This is a genomic window from Escherichia sp. WS1118 (assembly GCF_046487695.1).
Lineage (GTDB): Bacteria > Pseudomonadota > Gammaproteobacteria > Enterobacterales > Enterobacteriaceae > Escherichia > Escherichia coli.
Genome location: NZ_JBJQIZ010000002.1, coordinates 189,646 through 212,980 on the forward strand (window position 1 = coordinate 189,646; position 23,335 = coordinate 212,980).

At 51.9% G+C, this 23,335-nt stretch carries 23 protein-coding genes and 3 tRNA genes; 14 read left to right on the forward strand and 12 right to left on the reverse strand.

Going from position 1 to position 23,335, the window contains the following annotated elements; translation table 11 throughout:
* Nucleotides 1-12 precede the first annotated feature (12 nt).
* The gene (locus ACJHYO_RS04300) at nt 13-882 is read right to left on the reverse strand and encodes a YjeJ family protein (protein WP_001008035.1); all 870 of its coding nucleotides are present in this window, start codon (nt 880-882) and stop codon (nt 13-15) included.
* Between the two features lie 234 nt (nt 883-1,116).
* On the reverse strand, nt 1,117-2,145 hold the full coding sequence (gene epmB, locus ACJHYO_RS04305) for an EF-P beta-lysylation protein EpmB (protein WP_000940544.1): 1,029 nt from the start codon (nt 2,143-2,145) through the stop codon (nt 1,117-1,119).
* A 41-nt stretch (nt 2,146-2,186) separates the two neighbouring features.
* Here epmB and efp point away from each other — a divergent pair, with 41 nt between their 5' ends.
* From efp to sugE, 4 genes are all read left to right on the forward strand, one after another.
* On the forward strand, nt 2,187-2,753 hold the full coding sequence (efp, locus tag ACJHYO_RS04310) for an elongation factor P (protein ID WP_000257278.1): 567 nt from the start codon (nt 2,187-2,189) through the stop codon (nt 2,751-2,753).
* A 51-nt stretch (nt 2,754-2,804) separates the two neighbouring features.
* Nucleotides 2,805-2,930 (forward strand): lipoprotein antitoxin entericidin A, encoded by a 126-nt coding sequence (gene ecnA, locus ACJHYO_RS04315; protein WP_000977757.1) that lies wholly within the window; start codon nt 2,805-2,807, stop codon nt 2,928-2,930.
* A gap of 110 nt (nt 2,931-3,040) precedes the next feature.
* Nucleotides 3,041-3,187, forward strand: coding sequence for a lipoprotein toxin entericidin B (gene ecnB, locus ACJHYO_RS04320; RefSeq protein WP_000239596.1), 147 nt, complete (start codon nt 3,041-3,043; stop codon nt 3,185-3,187).
* 175 nt (nt 3,188-3,362) lie between these two features.
* Nucleotides 3,363-3,680 carry a quaternary ammonium compound efflux SMR transporter SugE gene (gene sugE, locus ACJHYO_RS04325; protein WP_000118477.1) on the forward strand — a complete coding sequence of 106 codons (318 nt, stop codon included), beginning with the start codon at nt 3,363-3,365 and terminating at the stop codon, nt 3,678-3,680.
* Here the strand turns inward: sugE and blc are convergent.
* From blc to frdA, 6 genes are all read right to left on the reverse strand, one after another.
* Nucleotides 3,677-4,210, reverse strand: a complete 534-nt coding sequence (gene blc, locus ACJHYO_RS04330; protein WP_085455659.1) for a lipocalin Blc — start codon at nt 4,208-4,210, stop codon at nt 3,677-3,679. The genes sugE and blc overlap by 4 nt on opposite strands.
* An 88-nt stretch (nt 4,211-4,298) precedes the next feature.
* Nucleotides 4,299-5,432: a BlaEC family class C beta-lactamase gene (locus ACJHYO_RS04335; RefSeq protein WP_001350795.1), complete on the reverse strand. Its 1,134-nt coding sequence runs from the start codon at nt 5,430-5,432 to the stop codon at nt 4,299-4,301.
* Nucleotides 5,433-5,494: 62 nt separating this feature from the next.
* Nucleotides 5,495-5,854 (reverse strand): fumarate reductase subunit FrdD, encoded by a 360-nt coding sequence (frdD, locus tag ACJHYO_RS04340; protein ID WP_000609663.1) that lies wholly within the window; start codon nt 5,852-5,854, stop codon nt 5,495-5,497.
* Between the two features lie 10 nt (nt 5,855-5,864).
* Nucleotides 5,865-6,260 carry a fumarate reductase subunit FrdC gene (gene frdC / locus ACJHYO_RS04345; protein ID WP_000208757.1) on the reverse strand — a complete coding sequence of 132 codons (396 nt, stop codon included), beginning with the start codon at nt 6,258-6,260 and terminating at the stop codon, nt 5,865-5,867.
* A gap of 10 nt (nt 6,261-6,270) precedes the next feature.
* Nucleotides 6,271-7,005, reverse strand: coding sequence for a fumarate reductase iron-sulfur protein (gene frdB, locus ACJHYO_RS04350; RefSeq protein WP_000829496.1), 735 nt, complete (start codon nt 7,003-7,005; stop codon nt 6,271-6,273).
* Nucleotides 6,998-8,806, reverse strand: coding sequence for a fumarate reductase (quinol) flavoprotein subunit (gene frdA / locus ACJHYO_RS04355; protein WP_001192980.1), 1,809 nt, complete (start codon nt 8,804-8,806; stop codon nt 6,998-7,000). The genes frdB and frdA overlap by 8 nt, the downstream gene beginning before the upstream one ends.
* 324 nt (nt 8,807-9,130) lie before the next feature.
* Here frdA and epmA point away from each other — a divergent pair, with 324 nt between their 5' ends.
* Nucleotides 9,131-10,108, forward strand: a complete 978-nt coding sequence (gene epmA / locus ACJHYO_RS04360) for an elongation factor P--(R)-beta-lysine ligase (RefSeq protein WP_000004771.1) — start codon at nt 9,131-9,133, stop codon at nt 10,106-10,108.
* A gap of 218 nt (nt 10,109-10,326) precedes the next feature.
* A complete protein-coding gene (gene yjeM, locus ACJHYO_RS04365; RefSeq protein ID WP_001314359.1) occupies nt 10,327-11,829 on the forward strand; it encodes a glutamate/gamma-aminobutyrate family transporter YjeM in 1,503 nt (500 codons plus the stop codon).
* A gap of 150 nt (nt 11,830-11,979) precedes the next feature.
* Here yjeM and mscM read toward each other — a convergent pair whose 3' ends face one another.
* From mscM to rsgA, 3 genes are all read right to left on the reverse strand, one after another.
* Entirely contained in the window at nt 11,980-15,303 is a 3,324-nt protein-coding gene (gene mscM, locus ACJHYO_RS04370; RefSeq protein WP_410232412.1) for a miniconductance mechanosensitive channel MscM, read from the reverse strand.
* A 21-nt stretch (nt 15,304-15,324) separates the two neighbouring features.
* Nucleotides 15,325-16,293 carry an archaetidylserine decarboxylase gene (gene asd / locus ACJHYO_RS04375; protein WP_000934920.1) on the reverse strand — a complete coding sequence of 323 codons (969 nt, stop codon included), beginning with the start codon at nt 16,291-16,293 and terminating at the stop codon, nt 15,325-15,327.
* A gap of 96 nt (nt 16,294-16,389) precedes the next feature.
* On the reverse strand, nt 16,390-17,442 hold the full coding sequence (gene rsgA, locus ACJHYO_RS04380) for a small ribosomal subunit biogenesis GTPase RsgA (RefSeq protein WP_000041976.1): 1,053 nt from the start codon (nt 17,440-17,442) through the stop codon (nt 16,390-16,392).
* 94 nt (nt 17,443-17,536) lie between these two features.
* Here rsgA and orn point away from each other — a divergent pair, with 94 nt between their 5' ends.
* From orn to ACJHYO_RS04405, 5 genes are all read left to right on the forward strand, one after another.
* Nucleotides 17,537-18,082: an oligoribonuclease gene (gene orn, locus ACJHYO_RS04385; protein WP_001295188.1), complete on the forward strand. Its 546-nt coding sequence runs from the start codon at nt 17,537-17,539 to the stop codon at nt 18,080-18,082.
* 210 nt (nt 18,083-18,292) lie between these two features.
* A tRNA-Gly gene (locus ACJHYO_RS04390) sits at nt 18,293-18,368 on the forward strand.
* A gap of 36 nt (nt 18,369-18,404) precedes the next feature.
* Nucleotides 18,405-18,480 (forward strand) — tRNA-Gly (locus tag ACJHYO_RS04395).
* A 35-nt stretch (nt 18,481-18,515) separates the two neighbouring features.
* Nucleotides 18,516-18,591 (forward strand) — tRNA-Gly (locus ACJHYO_RS04400).
* Nucleotides 18,592-18,824: 233 nt separating this feature from the next.
* A complete protein-coding gene (locus ACJHYO_RS04405) occupies nt 18,825-18,878 on the forward strand; it encodes a hypothetical protein (protein ID WP_010723271.1) in 54 nt (17 codons plus the stop codon).
* Here ACJHYO_RS04405 and queG read toward each other — a convergent pair.
* Nucleotides 18,861-20,000: a tRNA epoxyqueuosine(34) reductase QueG gene (gene queG, locus ACJHYO_RS04410; protein ID WP_085455660.1), complete on the reverse strand. Its 1,140-nt coding sequence runs from the start codon at nt 19,998-20,000 to the stop codon at nt 18,861-18,863. The two genes, ACJHYO_RS04405 and queG, sit on opposite strands and share 18 nt — an antisense overlap.
* On the opposite strand from queG, the gene nnr reads away from it, so the two are divergent.
* From nnr to amiB, 3 genes are read left to right on the forward strand one after another with little or no spacing between them, the layout of a single operon-like run.
* Entirely contained in the window at nt 19,999-21,546 is a 1,548-nt protein-coding gene (gene nnr, locus ACJHYO_RS04415) for a bifunctional ADP-dependent NAD(P)H-hydrate dehydratase/NAD(P)H-hydrate epimerase (RefSeq protein WP_077769761.1), read from the forward strand. The two genes, queG and nnr, sit on opposite strands and share 2 nt — an antisense overlap.
* Nucleotides 21,518-21,979 (forward strand): tRNA (adenosine(37)-N6)-threonylcarbamoyltransferase complex ATPase subunit type 1 TsaE, encoded by a 462-nt coding sequence (gene tsaE, locus ACJHYO_RS04420; protein ID WP_000981977.1) that lies wholly within the window; start codon nt 21,518-21,520, stop codon nt 21,977-21,979. Before nnr ends, tsaE begins: the two co-directional genes overlap by 29 nt.
* 18 nt (nt 21,980-21,997) lie before the next feature.
* Nucleotides 21,998-23,335: an N-acetylmuramoyl-L-alanine amidase AmiB gene (gene amiB, locus ACJHYO_RS04425; protein ID WP_000990294.1), complete on the forward strand. Its 1,338-nt coding sequence runs from the start codon at nt 21,998-22,000 to the stop codon at nt 23,333-23,335.

Genomic DNA, 23,335 nt, shown 5'->3' on the forward strand with positions numbered 1-23,335 from the left:
AAACAGATGAGATTATTTCGCCTGTGGTGCAGTTTTGCTGGTGGATTGAACACGTAAGTGATGCAGCGCGCGTAAGCATTGATCCTGGGTTAGCGGTTGGGCGTTATTTGCCGCTACGGTGCGAACATAGACCTGACATGGCACACCCGCGAGTTTTTTCAGTCGGGGGCTGAAATCAAGCATTCGGCGAGTGATCGCCTCCACTTCTTTACCCGGCGTTGCTTCACGCGTTTTCACCACTGCGCCGCTAAATTGTTCATTGCCACTTTCATCTTTAAAGCGGTAAAGCACCGCCAGATAATGGTTGAACAAGTTATGTTTCCATTCCGGTTGGGAATAGGTGTCATATTCCAGATTGCCATTTTCCTGGCAGTCAACGTCGTATAACGGCAGGAAATCTAACAGTGAGGTAATACGTAATGCCAGTTCACGCATTTCCGCATTATTAATTGCATGAATGATTGCTCGCGCCAGCATTTCAATCTGCAACTCATTGACGACTAACTCACATTTGCTACCGTCATGTAGCGTTAATACGAAGGTAAGATTTTCGCCCTGATCATCGGTAAGTTCCAGCGTGTTAACCCGACGATTAATATCGGCATTTTTAAGCTCATCAACCAGAATTTCTGGGATATTTTCTGCCATTTTCTTAATGACTTTATCGCGAGCTTGTTCATACTGAAGGCGTGCAGCAGCATCCAGTTTATGCTTTTGATGCAGACGACTTTCCAGCGCAATCAGAAGGTCGCGCAATTCCATGGCAGACATAAAGAACAACGATTCTTTATTGCGAGGTTCTTTAATTTTCAGCGCCAGTGCAATGAAATTATTACTCTTGCGAATAACACCGGTATTAACACCCTTGATGCTTATGGCCATGTAGGTTCTCCCTAACCATTTCTCAATTAAATAATTAATTTTAGTTTATAAGCCAGATAAATGGGCTTGGTAGTAATAGTTGTTAAAATAACATAAATAGCCGTGCTCACTCTATATAAACAGAAAAGAAAGGTTAATTATTGGTGTTGGTTATATAAAGAGTAACAACAGCAATGTATATGAATAATTAAAGGTTATGCAACGGGCAAAGATTAAACTTCCCTGTTTAATCAGTTACTGCTGGCGTAGCTGGAGATCCAGCGGCGTTTTGCTGGGTTCGCCGCCAATTTCTCGCGCCAGTTTAGGCACCAGATATCCCGACACCAGTGTCAGCAACTCACGCATAATCTGCCGTGCTTCGTCATCACTCACCATAAAATGCGCCGCGCCCTGTACTTTATCGAGCACATGCAGGTAATACGGCATCACGCCCGCATCGAACAACGCATTACTCAGGTTTGCCAGCGTTTGCGCGTTATCGTTCACACCACGTAACAGAACGCTCTGGTTCAGCAAAGTAACGCCCACCCGGCGCAACTTAGCCATCGCCTGACGGAATGTTTCATCTACCTCATTGGCATGGTTGATGTGATTCACCAGCAAGATTTGCAGCGTAGAATGAGAAAAGCGTTCAACCAGCGCATCTGTGATGCGTGCCGGGATCACAATCGGCAGACGGCTGTGAATCCGCAGACGTTTGATATGCGGGATGGCTTCCAGTTGTGTGAGCAACCAGTCCAGCTCGTGATCTTTCGCCATCAGCGGATCGCCGCCGGAGAAAATCATCTCGTCCAGTTCCGGATGCGCAGCAACATACTCAAGTGCAGTCTGCCAGTTACGCTTATTGCCCTGATTTTCGGCATAGGGGAAGTGGCGACGGAAGCAATAGCGGCAATTTACCGCGCAGCCGCCTTTGACCAGCAAAAGCGCCCGGTTGTGGTATTTATGCAACAAACCAGGCACTACGCTATGCTGTTCTTCCAGCGGGTCGGTGGAGAATCCGGGCGCGACGACAAACTCATCTTGCGAGGTAAGTACCTGACGCAAAAGCGGATCGTTCGGATTGCCTTTCTCCATGCGATCGATAAATGAGCGGGGCACACGCAGGGCAAACAGCTTTTTGGCGCTGCGTCCGGCCAACAGTTTTTCGTCCGCGTCTATATTCAAAAGACGCAGAAGTTCATCAGGATCGGTCACAACATCGGCAAGTTGCGTTAACCAATCTTCTCTGGATGGGGTATTTAGGGTTACAATATGCGCCATTTTGTGGCTTAGCTACCAATTAACAAATTTCAGAGGGCCTTATGGCAACGTACTATAGCAACGATTTTCGTGCTGGTCTTAAAATCATGTTAGACGGCGAACCTTACGCGGTTGAAGCGAGTGAATTCGTAAAACCGGGTAAAGGCCAGGCATTTGCTCGCGTTAAACTGCGTCGTCTGCTGACCGGTACTCGCGTAGAAAAAACCTTCAAATCTACTGATTCCGCTGAAGGCGCTGATGTTGTCGATATGAACCTGACTTACCTGTACAACGACGGTGAGTTCTGGCACTTCATGAACAACGAAACTTTCGAGCAGCTGTCTGCTGACGCAAAAGCAATTGGCGACAACGCTAAATGGTTGCTGGATCAGGCAGAGTGTATCGTAACTCTGTGGAATGGTCAGCCGATCTCCGTTACTCCGCCGAACTTCGTTGAACTGGAAATCGTTGATACCGATCCGGGCCTGAAAGGTGATACCGCAGGTACTGGCGGCAAACCGGCTACCCTGTCTACTGGCGCTGTGGTTAAAGTTCCGCTGTTTGTACAAATCGGCGAAGTCATCAAAGTGGATACCCGCTCTGGTGAATATGTCTCTCGCGTGAAGTAATGCGGTTGTGGTGCGGCCTGCAGGCTGCACCATCACTTATTCAGGTCAGAGATGATGAAACGCCTTATCGTTCTTGTTTTGCTTGCCAGCACGCTGCTTACGGGCTGTAACACCGCTCGCGGTTTCGGCGAAGATATCAAACACCTCGGCAACTCCATCTCCCGCGCTGCCAGCTAATTTTTCTTCTCTTCCGAAAAATCATCAGATTTCCATCATTTTTGGCGATGTTGTCTATTATTAATTTGCTATAGGCAAACATAAATAACATTACCTAAAAGGAAGACGTTATGGTGAAGAAGACAATTGCAGCGATCTTTTCTGTTCTGGTGCTTTCAACAGTATTAACTGCCTGCAACACCACGCGTGGCGTTGGTGAAGACATTTCTGATGGCGGTAACGCGATTTCTGGCGCAGCAACGAAAGCGCAGCAATAAGCAATAACGGTACGACAGCTGTGTCGTGCCGTTTGTTTTTTCTGCGATAGTTACATAGGTAATAGTTGAAATTCCCCTGCCACCTGGCAAAATATCCGTTCAACCATCAGCTTTGCAGGACGACCTGCAAACGCGTCTTTTCACCGGGGACGGCCCCAATTTTCCGGAGCCTGATATGTCCTGGATTATCTTAGTTATTGCTGGTCTGCTGGAAGTGGTATGGGCCGTTGGCCTGAAATATACTCACGGCTTTAGTCGTTTGACGCCAAGTGTTATTACCGTGACGGCGATGATTGTCAGTCTGGCGCTACTTGCCTGGGCGATGAAATCGTTACCAGTAGGGACGGCTTATGCCGTGTGGACGGGTATTGGCGCAGTCGGCGCGGCCATCACCGGCATTGTGCTGCTCGGTGAGTCCGCTAACCCGATGCGCCTGGCGAGTCTGGCGTTAATCGTATTGGGGATTATTGGTCTGAAACTCAGCACTCATTAACTACCGGGCTGCTGTACCCAAATAAACTTACTGACATCAAACCCTTCCCGGGTCGCGACTGCCAGCATCTCCTGTTTCACTTCGTCAGAAATGGTTGGCGTGCGGGAGAGTATCCACAGGTAGTCGCGGTCCGGGCCGCAAACCAGCGCATGGCGGTATTCCCGATCGAGTGCAATAACGTTATAACCGCCATAGAAAGGACCAAAGAATGACACTTTCAGCGCAGCGTGAGTTGGTGCTCCGGTAAAGTACGCTTTCCCTTCACTCTGCTGCCACATTTCTCTGTCAGGGTTATAGCCTTTATTAATGACATTCAGGCCGCCGTCATCACGCAGGCTGTATGTTGCGGTGACTTTTTCCAGTCCACGTTCAAAGCGGTGATCAAAACGGGCAATCTCATACCAGGTACCGAGATAACGTTTAGCGTCGAAATTATTCACTACGGTCACGCCACGCGGCGGCGTAGGGGAACTGCAGGCAACGACCAGAAATGCAGCTGTCGCTGCGGCAACGAGAGGGAGCAGGCGCATAAATGTTTCCTTACTGGTTTTTTTCTAAGTGTAGATGACAGCAAGGAAAAGCGGAGAAAAGGTCTGAAAATTCGGACCCGATGAAATTTTACTGTAGAGTGTTGAGAATCTGCCAGGCGGCGGTAACTCTCGCTGGATTGGGATAGTTTTTGTTAGCCAGCATCACGATACCCAGCTCTTTTTCTGGAATAAACGCGACATAGCTACCAAATCCGCCGGTCGCCCCCGTTTTATGTACCCATGATGCGCGTACTGCAGGAGTTGGGGGCGTAATCGGTTTTACGGGGCGTGCTGCCAGTGCAATTTTATTGTCACTGCCGTTAATGATGATGTCAGGATTTACCGGCCAGTCCAGCATTTCCCAGCCCAGACCCTGATACATATCGCCGGTTTGCCAGTAGCGAGATTGTGCCAGCTGTATCCCTTGTTGAAGTATTTTCTCATTGATATCAAAGGGTTTTAAATTGCTTTGCACCCAGCGGGCCATATCTTCAATGGTCGACTTCACACCATAAGCTTCAGCATCTAACGCCCCTGGCGAAACATGTACTGCCTTACCTTCGCGATATCCCCAGGCGTAGTTCTTTTCTTCTGCGGACGGTACATTAATCCACGTATGATTGAGTTTGAGTGGCTGGAAGACACGAGTTTTCATCGCCTGCTCAAAACTCAAACCAGACGGCTTCACAGCCAGTGCGCCGAACAAACCGATACTGGAGTTGGCATACAGACGTTGTGTTCCTGGAGCCCATGCAGGCTGCCAGTTTTGATAGAAGCGCAGCAAGTCGCTTGAGGATTTCACCTCATCCGGCACCTGCAATGGCAGGCCGCCAGCGGTGTAGGTTGCGAGATGTAATAGTGTGATCCCATTCCACTGTTTAGCGGTAAGTTCAGGCCAGTATTTTGTTGTGGGATCGCTTAACTTGATTTCCCCTCGAGCAATAGCGTCGCCACCAAGCACGCCCGTAAATGTTTTGCTGACCGAACCTAACTCAAACAACGTTTGCTGTGTGACGGGCTGCTTTTTGGCGATGTCCGCATAGCCCCAGGTAAAGTAATAAGGTTTACCCTGATAAATTACCGCTACCGCCATACCGGGGATCTTTTGTTGCTCTATAAGCGGGGTAATTGTGCGATGCACAATATCGTTGATTTGTTGAGGTGCGGCAAATGTGGAGCAAGAGGCGGTAATTAATAAGGTGCAGAGCGTCGTTTTGAACATAGGGTCTGGTTTCCATACAAAACGGCCCGCCATAGGCGGGCCAGATTTACATTGGCGATGCGTTAGATTGTAACGACACCAATCAGTGTGACAACTGTCAGGATAGCAGCCAGACCGTAGAAAACCCATTTACCCGCAGGTACGTGGATTTTCAGATCGTGCATCGCGTGGTGCATACGGTGTAAACCACACCACAGCGGCAGAACGATCATCAGGAACAGGAATACGCGACCAATGAAGCTCTGCGCGAACGCCAGAACGCGCTCGTAGCTCAGTGCATCACCCGGAAACAGCCCTAGCGGCAGCAGAATACCAACCAGCAGGATCATCACCGGCGCAATGATGGCGCTCCACATACCACCGGCCCCGAAGAGGCCCCAGAATACCGGTTCGTCAGAACGCTTTGGATTTGGATTAATCATCTCAGGCTCCTTACCAGTACAGGGCAACAAACAGGATTACGATGGTGGCAACCACAGTTACCGCCCAGAGACTTTTGATAATTGGCTCTGGTCCCATTTTTTCGTCTTTTACAATGATATTGGCTGCTTTTGGTGCCAGCTCAAACCAGGTTTTGGTGTGCAGCAGGGCTGCCGCCAGAGTGATCAGGTTAATGATCACGATAACCGGGTTTTGTAAAAAGTCGACGAATCCCGCCCAGGCTTCCGGGCCATTTTTCAGGGCAAACAGCCCGAAAATCAGTTCAATGCTGAACCACACAGCCGGAACCGCCGTGCCTTCGCGCAGCATGTAAAAGCGATAAAACGGCAATTTTTTCCACCAGGTGGACGTCATTGGCCGTACATACGGTTTACGTTTAGTCGTCATGTTGCACTCCTTAGCGTGGTTTCAGGGTCGCGATAAGAAAGTCTTTCGAACTTTCTACTTTGCCCTGCTGAATGGCCGCAGCCGGATCGACGTGTTTCGGGCAGACTTCGGAGCAGTAGCCCACGAAAGTACAGCTCCATACGCCGTTCTGGCTGTTCAACTGCGCCATACGCTCCTTCTTACCGTGGTCGCGGCTATCTTCGTTATAACGATGCGCCAGCGTAATGGCAGCCGGACCGATGAACTCTGGGTTCAGGCCAAACTGCGGGCACGCGGCGTAGCACAGACCACAGTTGATGCAACCGGAGAACTGGTGATACTTCGCCATCTGCGCCGGGGTCTGGATGTTAGTACCCTGATCCGCGGTGCGGGCGTTGCCGATGATGTACGGTTTGATCGCTTCCAGACTTTCGATGAAGTGGGTCATATCGACCACCAGATCGCGTTCAATCGGGAAGTTAGCTAACGCTTCAACCTTCATACCGTCGGTGTAATCACGCAGGAAGGTTTTACATGCCAGTTTTGGCACGTTGTTAACCATCATGCCGCAGGAGCCACAAATCGCCATACGGCAGGACCAGCGGTAGCTCAGGTCCGGTGCCAGGTTGTCTTTGATGTAGCCCAGCGCATCCAGTAATGAGGTAGTTGCGTCATAAGGCACTTCATAGAATGCGCTATGCGGTGCGGTATCGACTTCCGGGTTATAGCGCACCACCTCAATTTTCAGGTTTTTCATCTCAGCCATTCGCCTTCTCCTTCTTATTGGCTGCTTCCGCCTTATCGGCTGCATCCGCTTCGCCACCGTAAACACGTTTAGCTGGCGGCAGCGTAGTAATCTTCACGTCGCTGTACTCCAGGCGAGTCGTGCCATCAGCATCGCGGAAGGCGAGGGTGTGTTTGAGGAAGTTGACGTCGTCACGCTCGGTGCAACCTTCGTCCAGACGCTGGTGCGCGCCGCGGGACTCTTTACGTGCCATTGCGGAGTGCGCCATACATTCAGCAACGTTCAGACCGTGGCCCAGCTCAATGGTGTAGAGCAGGTCGGTGTTGAACACGCTGGAAGTGTCGGTGATGCGCACGCGCTTGAAGCGTTCCTGCAGCTCTGCCAGCTTGTCGATGGTTTTCTGCATCAGTTCCGGCGTACGGTAGATACCGCAGCCTTCTTCCATGGCCATGCCCATTTCGTCGCGGATCTTAGCCCAGTTTTCGCCGCCATCCTGGTTAACCAGATCTTTCAGACGTTGTTCAACGCCAGCTGCCTGCGCTTCAATTGCCGCTTCGTTGCCATTACCGGCAGTTGCTGCACGCTCTGTCGCTTGTTCACCGGCCAGACGACCGAAGACCACCAGTTCCGCCAGCGAGTTGGAGCCCAGACGGTTCGCACCGTGCAGACCAACAGAGGAACATTCACCCACGGCGAACAGACCTTTAATGCGGGTTTCACAGTTCTGATCGGTTTCGATACCGCCCATGGTGTAGTGTGCGGTCGGACGTACCGGAATCGGTTCTTTAACCGGATCGACGCCAACGTACGCTTTCGCCAGTTCGCAGATGAACGGCAGACGTTCATGCAGTTTTTTCTCGCCGAGGTGACGCAGGTCGAGGTAAACCACATCGCCACGTGGCGTGGAGATGGTGTTGCCTTTACGCCATTCGTGCCAGAAGGCCTGAGAAACTTTGTCGCGTGGACCCAGTTCCATATATTTGTTTTTCGGCTCGCCCAGCGGAGTTTCCGGGCCCATGCCGTAATCTTGCAGATAACGGTAGCCATTTTTGTTGACCAGAATACCACCTTCACCGCGGCAGCCTTCGGTCATCAGGATACCGGAACCTGGTAGACCGGTTGGGTGATACTGAACGAATTCCATGTCACGCAGCGGAACGCCGTGGCTTAGCGCCATACCCATACCGTCACCGGTAACGATGCCGCCGTTGGTGTTGTAACGATAAACGCGACCCGCACCGCCGGTAGCCATAACGACCGCGTTAGCACGGATCTGCACCAGCGTGCCTTCCATCATGTTCATTGCTACCAGGCCGCGAACATGACCATCATCAACCAGAATATCCAGCACGAAATGTTCGTCAAAACGCTGGATCTGCGGGAATTGCAGAGAGGTCTGGAACAGCGTGTGCAGCATATGGAAGCCGGTCTTATCGGCGGCGAACCAGGTGCGCTCGATTTTCATGCCGCCGAAGCGACGTACGTTGACGCTACCATCCGGGCGACGGCTCCATGGGCACCCCCACAGTTCCAGTTGGGTCATTTCGGTTGGGCAGTGGTGGACGAAATAATCCACGACATCCTGCTCACACAACCAGTCGCCACCCGCTACTGTATCGTGAAAGTGATATTCGAAGCTGTCATGATCCTGCGCGACAGCGGCGGAGCCCCCTTCTGCAGCAACGGTATGGCTACGCATCGGGTATACTTTTGAGATTAGTGCGATTTTTGCATTTGGATTTGCCTGCGCGGCAGCAATTGCAGCACGTAATCCCGCGCCACCGGCGCCTACAATGGCAAGATCGGCTTGAAAGGTTTGCACGACATTCCTCCAGATTGTTTTTATCCCACAGCCCCGTACTTCAGGGTAAGTGCCTGAAAGTTACGGTCTGCGAACGCTATTCCACTGCTCCTTTATAGGTACAACAGTATAGTCTGATGGATAAGTCTGAAATTTGACGAGATCGATTTTTTTAGTGCGCAAGAGGGCTAAATTATCACTGAAGATGATTAATTTAATTACTAAACCATCAGATCGTGCTTTTTTTAGTCACTGCCCACCGTTGTTTTATTCCTGCGTAAAATTTGTCTCGCCGTCGCGTTGCGAGTAGACTTCGTGCCCTTGTCAAAAACTGGAGATTTAACTATGAGCGAAACGGCATCCTGGCAGCCGAGCGCATCCATTCCTAACTTATTAAAACGCGCGGCGATTATGGCGGAGATCCGTCGTTTCTTTGCCGATCGTGGAGTGCTGGAGGTGGAGACGCCTTGTATGAGCCAGGCGACGGTAACCGATATTCATTTGGTCCCGTTTGAGACACGTTTCGTTGGCCCCGGGCATTCGCAGGGGATGAATCTCTGGTTAATGACCAGCCCGGAATACCATATGAAGCGCCTGCTGGTTGCCGGTTGTGGGCCGGTATTCCAGCTGTGCCGCAGCTTCCGTAATGAAGAGATGGGGCGTTATCACAACCCTGAGTTCACTATGCTTGAGTGGTATCGACCGCACTATGATATGTACCGGTTGATGAACGAGGTGGACGATCTCTTGCAACAGGTGCTGGACTGTCCGGCAGCAGAAAGCCTTTCTTATCAACAAGCTTTCTTACGTTATCTGGAAATTGACCCACTCTCTGCCGACAAAACGCAACTGCGGGAAGTGGCAGCGAAACTGGATTTGAGCAACGTTGCCGATACTGAAGAAGACCGCGACACGCTTCTACAATTGCTGTTTACCTTTGGCGTAGAGCCAAATATTGGCAAAGAAAAACCGACCTTTGTGTACCACTTTCCAGCCAGCCAGGCATCACTGGCGCAAATCAGTACCGAAGATCATCGGGTCGCTGAACGCTTTGAGGTTTATTATAAAGGTATTGAGCTGGCGAATGGTTTCCATGAATTGACGGATGCCCGTGAGCAGCAACAACGCTTTGAACAAGATAACCGTAAGCGCGCGGCGCGCGGTTTGCCGCAGCACCCCATTGACCAGAATCTGATTGAAGCCTTGAAAGTCGGTATGCCTGACTGTTCCGGCGTGGCATTAGGTGTTGATCGTCTGGTGATGTTGGCGCTGGGCGCGGAGACACTGGCTGAAGTCATCGCCTTTAGCGTTGACCGGGCATAATTCTGAAAAATTACTGAATTAACAGCGAAGAATGGCGTGATAAGCGCCATTCTGTAGCATATGTTTTCATTTTTCCGCTAAAGACCACAATTTAAGACTGGATATTTGATATCATCCAGGTATCAATTCTGTATTGGTTTTTACGCTGCCCGCTCAATGTTGGGCAGTGCAGTTCAGTGGGCGCGTTTTATACACGCGCTGAAATGAAGGATGGTTTCATGCCTCACTCGATAAAAAAGATGAGTCTGATAGGACTCATATTGATGATCTTTACTTCTGTATTTGGATTTGCCAATAGCCCATCGGCTTATTACTTAATGGGTTATAGTGCGATTCCCTTTTATATATTTTCTGCATTGTTATTCTTTATTCCATTCGCCTTAATGATGGCTGAAATGGGAGCTGCTTATCGCAAAGAAGAAGGCGGTATCTATTCCTGGATGAATAATAGTGTCGGACCACGTTTTGCCTTCATTGGTACGTTTATGTGGTTTTCCTCTTATATCATCTGGATGGTGAGTACCTCCGCGAAAGTTTGGGTACCGTTCTCAACATTCCTCTACGGTAGCGACATGACCCAGCACTGGCATATTGCCGGACTGGAGCCTACGCAGGTGGTTGGTCTGCTGGCAGTGGCATGGATGATTCTGGTCACCGTCGTTGCTTCAAAAGGGATTAATAAAATTGCCCGCATTACTGCGGTGGGCGGTATTGCAGTAATGTGTCTGAATTTAGTATTGCTGTTAGTAAGCATTACTATTTTGTTATTAAATGGTGGGCATTTCGCGCAGGATATTAATTTCCTTGCATCACCGAACCCAGGTTATCAGTCCGGTCTGGCAATGCTATCGTTTGTGGTATTTGCCATTTTTGCCTATGGCGGAATTGAAGCGGTTGGTGGTCTGGTTGATAAAACGGAAAATCCAGAAAAGAACTTTGCCAAAGGTATTGTTTTTGCCGCTATTGTTATTTCAATCGGTTATTCGCTGGCAATATTTTTATGGGGCGTCAGCACAAACTGGCAGCAGGTATTAAGTAATGGTTCCGTTAACCTCGGCAATATTACCTATGTGCTGATGAAGAGCCTCGGGGTGACGCTGGGTAACGCACTGCATTTGTCACCTGAAGCGTCATTGTCGCTGGGCGTATGGTTTGCGCGTATTACCGGACTTTCGATGTTCCTCGCTTATACCGGTGCGTTCTTTACACTTTGCTATTCACCGCTGAAAGCCATCATCCAGGGGACGCCGAAAGCATTGTGGCCGGAACCGATGACGCGCCTGAATGCGATGGGGATGCCGTCTATCGCCATGTGGATGCAGTGTGGGTTGGTTACTGTCTTCATCCTGCTGGTTTCGTTTGGTGGCGGTACCGCATCGGCGTTCTTTAACAAGCTGACGCTGATGGCGAACGTGTCTATGACGCTTCCTTACCTGTTCCTCGCGCTGGCTTTCCCGTTCTTTAAAGCACGTCAGGATCTCGACAGACCATTTGTGATTTTCAAAACGCGTATGTCGGCAATGATTGCGACAGTGGTTGTCGTACTGGTGGTGACATTTGCGAACGTCTTCACCATCATTCAACCTGTGGTTGAAGCCGGAGACTGGGACAGCACATTGTGGATGATTGGCGGCCCTGTCTTCTTCTCGCTGTTAGCGATGGCGATTTACCAGAACTATTGCAGTCGCATGGCGAACAAACCTGAGTTAGCTCTCGACTGATCATATGAAATCCTGCAACTCATCGTCTCTCCGGCGATGAGTTGTCAGGAAGTAATGCGTATGGATGATACTCTCCGGGGCCAGTGATAACTGAAGATGATGTTAAGCTGCTAAATGAGCCACGTTGACATCATTTGGCAGCTTCATGCATTACAAACTTCCCGCCTGACGACCTTTGCCCGCAGAAGTTAATGTTCTCCCCGTTTGCTTACCATTCAGGCTTTCCAGACGCATCTGGAAGGGCGGGAATGGCATATCAATACCGTGGGCATGGAATCCTGCCAGAATCAGCTGGTGAATCTCATGGCGTAGTGGCATACGGTGACCCATCTCAGCGGCGTAAATACGCAGCTCGAAAATTTGAATCCCCTGTTGCAGATCCACCAGGAAGACTTCCGGTGCTGGGTTATCGATTACCAGCGAGCAGCGACGCGCTGCGGTGAGCAGGATTTCCGTCACTTCTTCACTGTTGGCATCGGCAGGGGCCGGAATCGTCAACACCACGCGCGTGACCGAGTCAGAGAGCGACCAGTTGATAAACTGCTCGGTAATAAACGCCTTGTTCGGCACGATAATTTCTTTGCGGTCCCAGTCGCTGATGGTGGTGGCGCGGGTGTTAATTTTTGTCACGCTACCGGTGAGATCGCGGATCGTTACCGTATCGCCAATACGAATCGGTTTTTCGAACAGGATAATCAGGCCAGAGATAAAGTTGGCGAAAATCTCCTGTAAACCAAAGCCCAGACCAACACCGAGCGCGGCGACCAGCCACTGCAATTTCGACCACTCAATACCAATCATCGAGAAGCCGACCAGCCCGCCAATCAGCATCAGCAGATATTTGGTGATGGTGGTGATGGCGTAGCCCGTACCCGGCGTTAAATCCAGGTGCTGCAGAATCGCCAGTTCCAGCAGCGCGGGCAGGTTGCGCACCAGCTGCGTGGTGATGATAAACACCAGAATGGCAATCAGTACCGCACCGAGGGTAATCGGCTCCAGGCTTTCTACGCCCTGTACCGTGGAAGTGACATCCCACAGCGAAATATTTTCGAGGAAGCCGAAAGCGGAATGGATTTCTGACCACAGCACAATGACCGAAAGCAGGGCGATCAACATCAAAATTGAGCGCACCAGCCGCAAGGATTGCGCACTGATGGCATCGAGATCGACTTCGCTTTCATCGACTTCAATTGCTCCTTCCGGGCTACTGTGATGATGCGCTTCCTCTTCGCCACGCGCGCGCTGCGCTAACATCTCTGCCCGGCGATGCTTCGCCCGGTCAAACGCCAGCCTGCGGCGCTGGATCAGCATCCAGCGGCGGATAACGTGATAAACCACCAGTAGCAAAAACCAGATGGCAACCGAGGTTTCAAGCCTCGCTAACAGCGCCTGCGCCGTTGCCAGATAACCCACCGCCGACGCCAGAATGGCAACCAGCGGTGCGCCAATCATCATGTTCCACAGCATATGGTTGGTAATGTTGTCGCCGCTGCCCTCTTTGTTGAGATACAGCGGGATCCCGGCCTTTTTCAGGCTGAGGGTGACCACCGCCAGCGCACCGCAAATGAGGATAAAGCAAAGCCGTCCCAGCGAACCGGAGAATTCACGGTCGTCGAGGTTATCGAACATCATCAGCGCCATAATCAGCGGCACAATAAGCCCGATGCTCATCAGGTAGTAACGCATCCCACGGGAAACTCGTTCGCGCGGCCAGCCAAAATGAGCGATAAACAAGCCGTTCAGGCGAGCAAAGGTGGCGCAAATCATCACTACCCACAGCAGCGGCACGGTGGCTGTTACGCCATCACCAATCGCGACCGCCAGCGGATAAGGCCACGCCTCGCGCAAGCCGTAACCCAGTGTCATCCACAGCACAGGCAGCGGTGACGCGACGAGAATCGACCAGAAAAGAGTGCGTAACGTCAGCCAGAAGTGATCCTGAGTCACTTTGCCGACTTTCGCCGCCGAACGTTCAAGAAAACGGGTGAAATAGCGGCGCGAGTAAATACTGCAACCGACCAGAATCAACGCGCCAAACAGCGGCAAAATCGTCTCCTTACTGGTCAGCATCATCACACTGGCTTTGCCCAACTGACTGAAGGTGTCCAGCGAAATGAGACGACGCAGATCCTGGGCGATTTCCAGCGGCCAGGCGATGGTCATCGGGCGCACGTCAGAGGTCCAGAACAGATAGCGGTGCGTCGCTTCGTTCACCTCTTTCAGCGCATCCTCCAGTTGCCCGTTGGAGACTTTCAGCTTGGTCAGCTCCAGCAGTAGCGTGTCGCCACCCTGCAACAATGAGTTCAGCAACTCACGCTGAGTGCGTAGCTGTGCTTCCAGAATACGGTTTTGCTCAGCGGTCAGTGGCTGACCGTCGGCCTGATGGATTTGCCGTAGCAGCGGCTGTTTATTAAGCAGATCCTCATAACGTAACCGTTGCACACGTAACTGCGCCATTTCGGTATCAAGCTGTTGTGGTTTTGGCATTTCCGGTAGCCGTGCCACCTGCGCCCGCAACGCTTCGCCGAGCAGGTTAGATGATCCCAGCCATTGCGACTGTTCACGCAGCGTATTCAACGCCTGCCGGACCTGTAACGTCTGGCTGGCAGCCTGACGCTGTTGCGAGGCAACGAGATCCATCCGCTGCGCCTGTTGATTCAGCGCCGCCGATAGTTCGCGGTTAATTTTAAACTGGGCGACGATATCTTTTGGCAAATCGGCGCTACTTTCCGCCAGTTGCTCGGTACTTTCCAGCGCCCGTTCCGCTTCCAGTTGGCGTTGACTATTCAACTGGTTGCGTAGTGCTTGCAAATATGCATCCAGCTGCTGGCTCTCTTTTTCCGCCAGCTCAGAGCGCAAGCGCGCTAATTCCTGGCGGTTATTGGCAGATAGCTGCGCCAGCTCCAGTTCATCAACGAGCGCTTTCAGACGTGCGGAGTCAGACTGCAACGCGAAATTTTGTGCCTGATTGAGCGGGGTATTGCCGGTAAGTGTCCCCAGGCGGCGCTCGATTTCATTCAACTGACGGCGGGCATCGGTTTGCTGTTGCGGCAGTTGATTCAGCGAATCGGCAATCTCGCGGGCGCGCTCCTGCTCTTGCTGGGCCTGACGGCTTTTATCCAGCAACTGACTGCTGATCTGGAGAATTTCCTGATTCAGCTCATCGTTAGACATTCCCGGCGACACGCTGCGTGGCTCGTCACGCATGTTGTTTAACTGCGCGCGCAGAGTGGCGGAAAGTTTCGGATAATTATCAATGACTTCTTGATATTGCTTGATGCGCTCAAGGGAACCTTTTCGTTCCTCAAGCGCATTTAAGGCAGACTGGAGCGCCTCTACGACTTCCGGCTGCGCAGGTTTCGCCGCTTTTGCCTGCTCCAGTTCCTGGGTGATTTGTTTGCTATCGGGGGCCGTCGCGGCGTACGCCCCCCAACTGAGGCACCAGGCCATCAGAAAAGTGATAATCAGGCGCACGTCAGCGTTTCCTTTGATGGATTAGACCTGGTCTTTTTTGTCGTCAACCAATGGGCTGGCGTCGTGTTCTGCTTCGATCTCTTCAGCAGGAAGCGGGGCTGGTTCAGCGTCTGGCGTAACAAAGGTTTCGGTAGATACTGCCAGCGGCTGGCCAATTTTCGTGACAGACAGGCTTTCCAGTTGCTCAACCAGGTTCACTTTACCTGGTGCAAACAGGTTGATAACGGTAGAGCCAAGTTTAAAGCGACCCATTTCCTGGCCTTTCAGCAATGCCACAGAACCGTCGTTTTCCCCGGCAGGCCAGGTCCAGCGCTTGATGATGCCTTCGCGCGGCGGCGTAATGGTGCCCGCCCAGACCGTCTCAATGCTGCCTACAATCGTCGCACCGACCAGAATCTGCGCCATCGGGCCAAATTCGGTATCGAACAGGCAGATCACGCGTTCGTTACGGGCAAACAGATTCGGCACGTTCTGAGCCGTGAGATGGTTAACGGAGAAGAGATCGCCCGGCACGTAGATCATTTCACGCAGAATACCGTTACACGGCATGTGTACGCGGTGGTAGTCACGTGGGGAGAGGTAAGTGGTCACAAACGTACCGTTACGGAAGAGATCCGCCATCAGATAGTTGCCTGCCAGCAGGGCTTCGAGGCTGTAGTTGTGGCCTTTGGCTTGCAGGATTTTATCTTCTTCGATTTTACCCAACTGGCTGATAACGCCATCGGCAGGCATAACCAGTACATTCGGATCGGTATCGATTGGGCGTACTTCGTCACGCAGCGGACGGACAAAGAATTCGTTAAAGGTGCGGTAGCTGGCGGTGTCCGGCTTTTGCGCCTCTTTCATGTCGACCTTGTAGTATTTAACGAACAGATCGATAACCAGTTTTGTCAGCCATCCTGCCCGCTTGCTTGCGCCCCAACCCGCCAGGCGAGTAAGCCATAGTTTCGGCAGAATGTACTGTAGCGAAAGTTTAAATGAATTTAACAAGGTAGCCTCCAGGCCATTGTTTTGTCGTTCCTGATCCGGCCTACATGCCGGATCCTGAAAAAAAGGGGACGATTCTAACGACGGTTAGCTTAATTGTCAGTCATCCGTATCAGAAAAGTTTTTACGCGTTTTTACCTGCGCCATGCTTTCCAGAATACGGTGATAGTTTTCGAAACGGGTTTCCGCGATTTTCCCTTCCTCAACCGCTTCCCGGATAGCGCAGCCCGGATCGGTATCGTGTTTGCAATCGCGATATTTACACAGACCTAAATAGTCATGGAATTCGACAAAGCCCTGAGTGATTTGTTCCGGCTCCAGGTGCCAGAGACCAAACTCACGCACACCTGGGGAATCAATCACATCACCGCCGTGCGGGAAGTGATACAGTCGTGCGGCGGTCGTGGTGTGCTGACCAAGCCCCGAGTTGTCAGAGACATCGTTGGTCAGGATCTCTTTTTGCAGACCCAGCAATGCGTTCAGCAGGCTGGATTTGCCAACGCCAGACTGCCCGGCAAAAATGCTGATGCGCCCGGTCAACGCCTCTTCCAGCGGTTTCAGCCCATCCTGAGTATGACTGGAAACCATCAATACGCGATAACCGATATTGCGGTAGATATCCATCTGCTCGTTGACGAACTCCATGCCTTCGTCGTCCAGCAGGTCTATCTTGTTGAGCACAATAATCGGCTCAATCTGCAAGGTTTCGCAGGCCACCAGGTAACGGTCGATAATATTGAGCGACAGCTCCGGCAAAATGGCGGAGACAATGACAATCTGGTCGATGTTGGCAGCAATAGGTTTCACACCGTCGTAAAAATCCGGGCGCGTCAACACTGAGGTGCGCTCATGCACCGCTTCCACGATCCCTTTGACATTTACGCCTTCCGCCGCTGGTTTACCCGGACGCCAGACTACGCGGTCGCCGGTCACCAACGAACGGATGGTACGGCGAATATTGCAGCGGTGAACGTCGCCATCGGCGGATTCCACATCAGCGTGCATACCAAAGCGGCTGATGACGATACCTTCATCAGGCTCGCCAAACAGATTGTCGTCGTAGTCGGGCTTCTCCTTAGACGTTTTAAGACGACGCTGGTGATTGGCGTTCACGCGGCGCTGCTGGCCTTTGGAGAGTTTATTTTTACTCAATCGTACAGACTCCTGGTCGCCCCTGATGGGCAAAACATCTATGATACACGCAATTGTGGATCAATATAGTCACTGTGAATGGGTGGAAAATAGCATGAGTGCCAATGAAAACAACCTGATTTGGATCGATCTTGAGATGACCGGTCTGGATCCCGAGCGCGATCGCATTATTGAGATTGCCACGCTGGTGACCGATGCCAACCTGAATATTCTGGCAGAAGGGCCGACCATTGCAGTACATCAGTCCGATGAACAGCTGGCGCTGATGGATGACTGGAACGTGCGCACCCATACCGCCAGCGGGCTGGTAGAGCGTGTGAAAGCGAGCACGATGGGCGATCGTGAAGCTGAACTGGCAACGCTCGAATTCTTAAAACAGTGGGTGCCTGCGGGAAAATCGCCGATTTGTGGTAACAGCATCGGTCAGGACCGTCGCTTCCTGTTTAAATACATGCCGGAGCTGGAAGCCTACTTCCACTACCGCTATCTCGATGTTAGCACCCTGAAAGAGCTGGCGCGCCGCTGGAAGCCGGAAATTCTTGACGGCTTTACCAAGCAGGGGACGCATCAGGCGATGGATGATATCCGTGAATCGGTGGCGGAGTTGGCTTACTACCGCGAGCATTTTATCAAGCTGTAAAATTTTTCCTGGTCACGTAAGCGCCGGAATCCACTTGCGGCGGCGTGATTTTGACGCTAAATTGAACGTCTTGCTGATAATTTCAGCACTTGAGATAAAAACTCAAAAAAAATTTTTTAGGGGGGTTGCAGAGGGAAAGATTTCTCGTATAATGCGCCTCCCGTAACGACGCAGAAATGCGAAAATTACGAAAGCAAAATTAAGTAGTACGCGGGAATAGCTCAGTTGGTAGAGCACGACCTTGCCAAGGTCGGGGTCGCGAGTTCGAGTCTCGTTTCCCGCTCCAAAATTTGAAAAGTGCTGTAAAGCACAGACCACCCAAGCGGGAATAGCTCAGTTGGTAGAGCACGACCTTGCCAAGGTCGGGGTCGCGAGTTCGAGTCTCGTTTCCCGCTCCAAAATTTGAAAGTGCTGTAAAGCACAGACCACCCAAGCGGGAATAGCTCAGTTGGTAGAGCACGACCTTGCCAAGGTCGGGGTCGCGAGTTCGAGTCTCGTTTCCCGCTCCAAATTCTTCTCTCAATAAAATATCCACAGCGACGCGATGCGTTATTGCTGGTTTTTGTTGTCTCTGACAAACTCTTGTAAACAGAGTTATCCACAGCCTCAGGCCGTAATCTTAATTTCAAAGAAACTTCGCACGGTGAATAGTATTTTTTTAACCTATTGATAGATAAGTTAAAAATTAAGATTTCGTTTTGTCGTATCGATCACTTGACGATTTTTTCCGGCTTGAATTGCAATGCGTTTTTATTTTTATTCACAAGCTGTGGATGAATCAGGCGTCACGCGGTAACCCTTTTTCAATCACCCGAACCAGACGCTGTTTTTTCGGTAATTGCACTTCGACCACGCACGCATTTCGTCTCTCGATTTGCTGCGCAATCGCCCACGCTATGTGCTCATCAAGAAGTGGGTGCTCACCTTTACGACTTTCCAGCGCTGTCAAAATCGTTTCATCCCAGGGGGCATTGCCTAATGCTACGGCGATATTACGCAGCCAACGCAGGTGACCTATACGGCGAATCGCCGAACCTTCCGTGACTTTTAAAAACTTCTCTTCACTCCAGGCGAATAACTCAATGAGTTCCGGTGCGTGTAGCGGCTTACGCGGGCTGAAATCGTCTTCTGTAGTGAGTTGCGAATAGCGATTCCACGGGCAGATAAGCTGGCAGTCATCGCAACCGTAAATACGGTTTCCCATTAACGGTCGCAACTCTTCCGGGATCGCCCCTTCCAGTTCGATGGTGAGATAAGAGATACAGCGGCGAGCATCGACGGTATATGGCTCGACGATGGCACCGGTCGGGCAAATCGTCATACAGGCCACGCATTTACCGCATCCTTCCTCGACTGGTTGATCCACGGGCAGCGGAATATCGACCAGCAATTCGCCTAAAAAGAAGAACGAACCGGCCTCGCGATTGAGGATAAGTGAGTGCTTACCTGTCCAGCCAAGTCCTGCTTTTTCAGCTAACGGGCGCTCGAGAATAGGCGCAGAATCGACAAACGGTCTAAAATTCAGCGAAACACAATGTTGCTGAATCATCTCGCCCAGCTTTTTGAGTCGGTTGCGCAGAAGTTTGTGATAGTCACGGCCCAGCGCATAACGGCTAACATAGCCGAGTTTGGGGTTTTTCAGCGTGCTGGCAAATGCGGCGTTAGCAGGAATGTAATTCATCCGCACGCTGATCACGCGCAGCGTACCGGGCAATAACTCATGGGGGCGGGCACGTAGCATACCGTGACGCGCCATCCAGTCCATTTCGCCGTGGTATTGTTTGTCCAGCCATGCTTGCAGTTTGGGCTCGGACGCGCTGAGATCGGTATCGGTAATACCTACCTGCTGAAAGCCCAGTTCCAGCCCCCACTGTTTAATTTTTTGCGCTAACTGATTGAGATCGAGGGGCTCTGACATGACGGACCATACAATGAAGAAAAACCCCATAAGTATACCACACACCGTCTGGTACGCCGACGATATCCGCCGCGGAGAACGCGAGGCGGCAGATGCGCTGGGGCTCACACTCTATGAGCTGATGCTTCGCGCTGGCGAAGCCGCATTCCAGGTGTGTCGTTCGGCTTATCCTGACGCCCGCCACTGGCTGGTGCTGTGCGGTCATGGTAATAACGGCGGCGATGGCTACGTGGTCGCGCGACTGGCCAAAGCGGTCGGTATTGATGTCACGCTGCTGGCCCAGGAAAGTGACAAACCGTTGCCGGAAGAGGCCGCGCTGGCACGCGAAGCATGGTTAAACGCGGGAGGCGAGATCCATGCTTCGAATATTGTCTGGCCCGAATCGGTAGATCTGATTGTTGATGCGCTGCTCGGTACCGGATTACAGCAAGCGCCTCGTGAATCCATTAGCCAGTTAATCGACCACGCTAATTCCCATCCTGCGCCGATTGTGGCGGTTGATATCCCTTCCGGCCTGCTGGCTGAAACTGGCGCTACGCCAGGCGCGGTGATCAACGCCGATCACACCATCACTTTTATTGCGCTGAAACCAGGCTTGCTCACTGGAAAAGCGCGGGATGTTACAGGACAACTGCATTTTGACTCACTGGGGCTGGATAGCTGGCTGGCAGGTCAGGAGACGAAAATTCAGCGGTTTTCGGCAGAACAACTTTCTCACTGGCTGAAACCGCGTCGCCCGACTTCGCATAAAGGCGATCACGGGCGGCTGGTGATTATCGGTGGCGATCACGGCACGGCGGGGGCTATTCGTATGACGGGGGAAGCGGCGCTACGTGCTGGTGCTGGTTTAGTCCGAGTACTGACCCGCAGTGAGAACATTGCGCCGCTGCTGACTGCACGACCAGAATTGATGGTGCATGAACTGACTATGGACTCTCTTACCGAAAGCCTGGAATGGGCCGATGTGGTGGTGATTGGTCCCGGTCTGGGCCAGCAAGAGTGGGGGAAAAAAGCCCTGCAAAAAGTTGAGAATTTTCGCAAACCGATGTTGTGGGATGCCGATGCATTGAACCTGCTGGCAATCAATCCCGATAAGCGTCACAATCGCGTGATCACGCCGCATCCTGGCGAGGCCGCACGGTTGTTAGGCTGTTCCGTAGCAGAAATTGAAAGTGACCGCTTACATTGCGCCAAACGTCTGGTACAACGTTATGGCGGCGTAGCGGTGCTGAAAGGTGCCGGAACCGTGGTCGCCGCCCATCCTGACGCTTTAGGCATTATTGATGCCGGAAATGCAGGCATGGCGAGCGGCGGCATGGGCGATGTGCTCTCTGGTATTATTGGCGCATTGCTTGGGCAAAAAATGAGCCCTTATGATGCAGCCTGTGCGGGCTGTGTCGCGCACGGTGCGGCAGCCGACGTACTGGCGGCGCGTTTTGGAACGCGCGGGATGCTGGCAACCGATCTCTTTTCCACGCTACAGCGTATTGTTAACCCGGAAGTGACTGATAAAAACCATGATGAATCGAGTAATTCCGCTCCCTGATGAGCAGGCAACATTAGACCTGGGCGAGCGGGTAGCGAAAGCCTGCGATGGCGCAACCGTAATCTATCTGTATGGCGATTTAGGCGCAGGTAAAACCACCTTTAGCCGGGGCTTTTTGCAGGCTTTGGGCCATCAGGGTAATGTCAAAAGCCCCACTTATACGCTGGTCGAACCCTATACGCTCGACAACTTAATGGTTTATCACTTTGATTTGTACCGCCTTGCCGATCCCGAGGAGCTGGAGTTTATGGGGATCCGCGATTATTTTGCCAACGATGCCATCTGCCTGGTGGAGTGGCCACAACAAGGTACAGGTGTTCTTCCTGACCCGGATGTCGAAATACACATTGATTATCAGGCACAAGGCCGTGAGGCGCGCGTGAGTGCGGTTTCCTCTGCGGGTGAATTGTTGCTGGCGCGTTTAGCCGGTTAACCTTTGAAAGGTGGCGGGATGATGTATCGCATCAGAAATTGGTTGGTAGCGACGTTGCTGCTGCTGTGCGCGCAGGTGGGTGCCGCGACGCTCTCTGATATTCAGGTTTCTAACGGTAATCAACAGGCGCGGATAACGTTGAGTTTTATTGGCGATCCTGATTATGCGTTTAGCCATCAAAGCAAACGCACCGTGGCGCTCGATATCAAACAAACGGGCGTGATTCAGGGACTGCCATTGTTGTTCAGCGGTAATAATCTGGTGAAGGCGATTCGCTCCGGAACGCCTAAAGATGCACAAACGCTACGGCTGGTGGTCGATCTTACCGAAAACGGTAAAACCGAAGCGGTGAAGCGGCAGAATGGCAGCAATTACACTGTCGTCTTTACGATTAACGCCGATGCGCCGCCACCGCCTCCTCCGCCGCCTGTGGTTGCGAAACGCGTTGAAACGCCTGCGGTTGTCGCACCGCGCGTCAGTGAACCAGCGCGCAATCCGTTTAAAACTGAAAGTAACCGCACTACGGGTGTTATCAGCAGTAATACGGTAACGCGACCGGCTGCGCGCGCGACGGCTAACACTGGCGATAAAATTATCATCGCTATTGATGCCGGACACGGCGGTCAGGACCCTGGCGCTATCGGCCCCGGTGGTACGCGGGAGAAAAATGTCACCATCGCCATCGCGCGTAAATTGCGTACTTTGCTCAATGACGATCCGATGTTTAAAGGCGTTTTAACCCGTGACGGGGATTACTTTATCTCGGTGATGGGGCGCAGCGATGTGGCACGTAAGCAAAACGCCAATTTCCTTGTGTCGATTCATGCCGATGCAGCACCGAACCGCAGTGCGACTGGCGCTTCCGTATGGGTGCTCTCTAACCGTCGCGCCAACAGCGAAATGGCAAGCTGGCTGGAACAGCATGAGAAACAGTCGGAGCTATTGGGCGGAGCGGGCGATGTGCTGGCGAACAGTCAGTCTGACCCCTATTTAAGCCAGGCGGTGCTGGATTTACAGTTCGGTCATTCCCAGCGTGTAGGGTATGATGTAGCGACCAGTATGATCAGCCAGTTGCAACGCATTGGCGAAATACATAAACGCCGACCAGAACACGCGAGTCTCGGCGTTCTGCGTTCGCCGGATATTCCGTCAGTACTGGTCGAAACCGGTTTTATCAGTAACAACAGCGAAGAACGTTTGCTGGCGAGCGACGATTACCAACAACAGCTGGCAGAAGCCATTTACAAAGGCCTGCGCAATTACTTCCTTGCGCATCCGATGCAATCTGCGCCGCAGGGTGCAACGGCACAAACGGCCAGTACGGTGACGACGCCAGATCGCACGCTGCCAAACTAA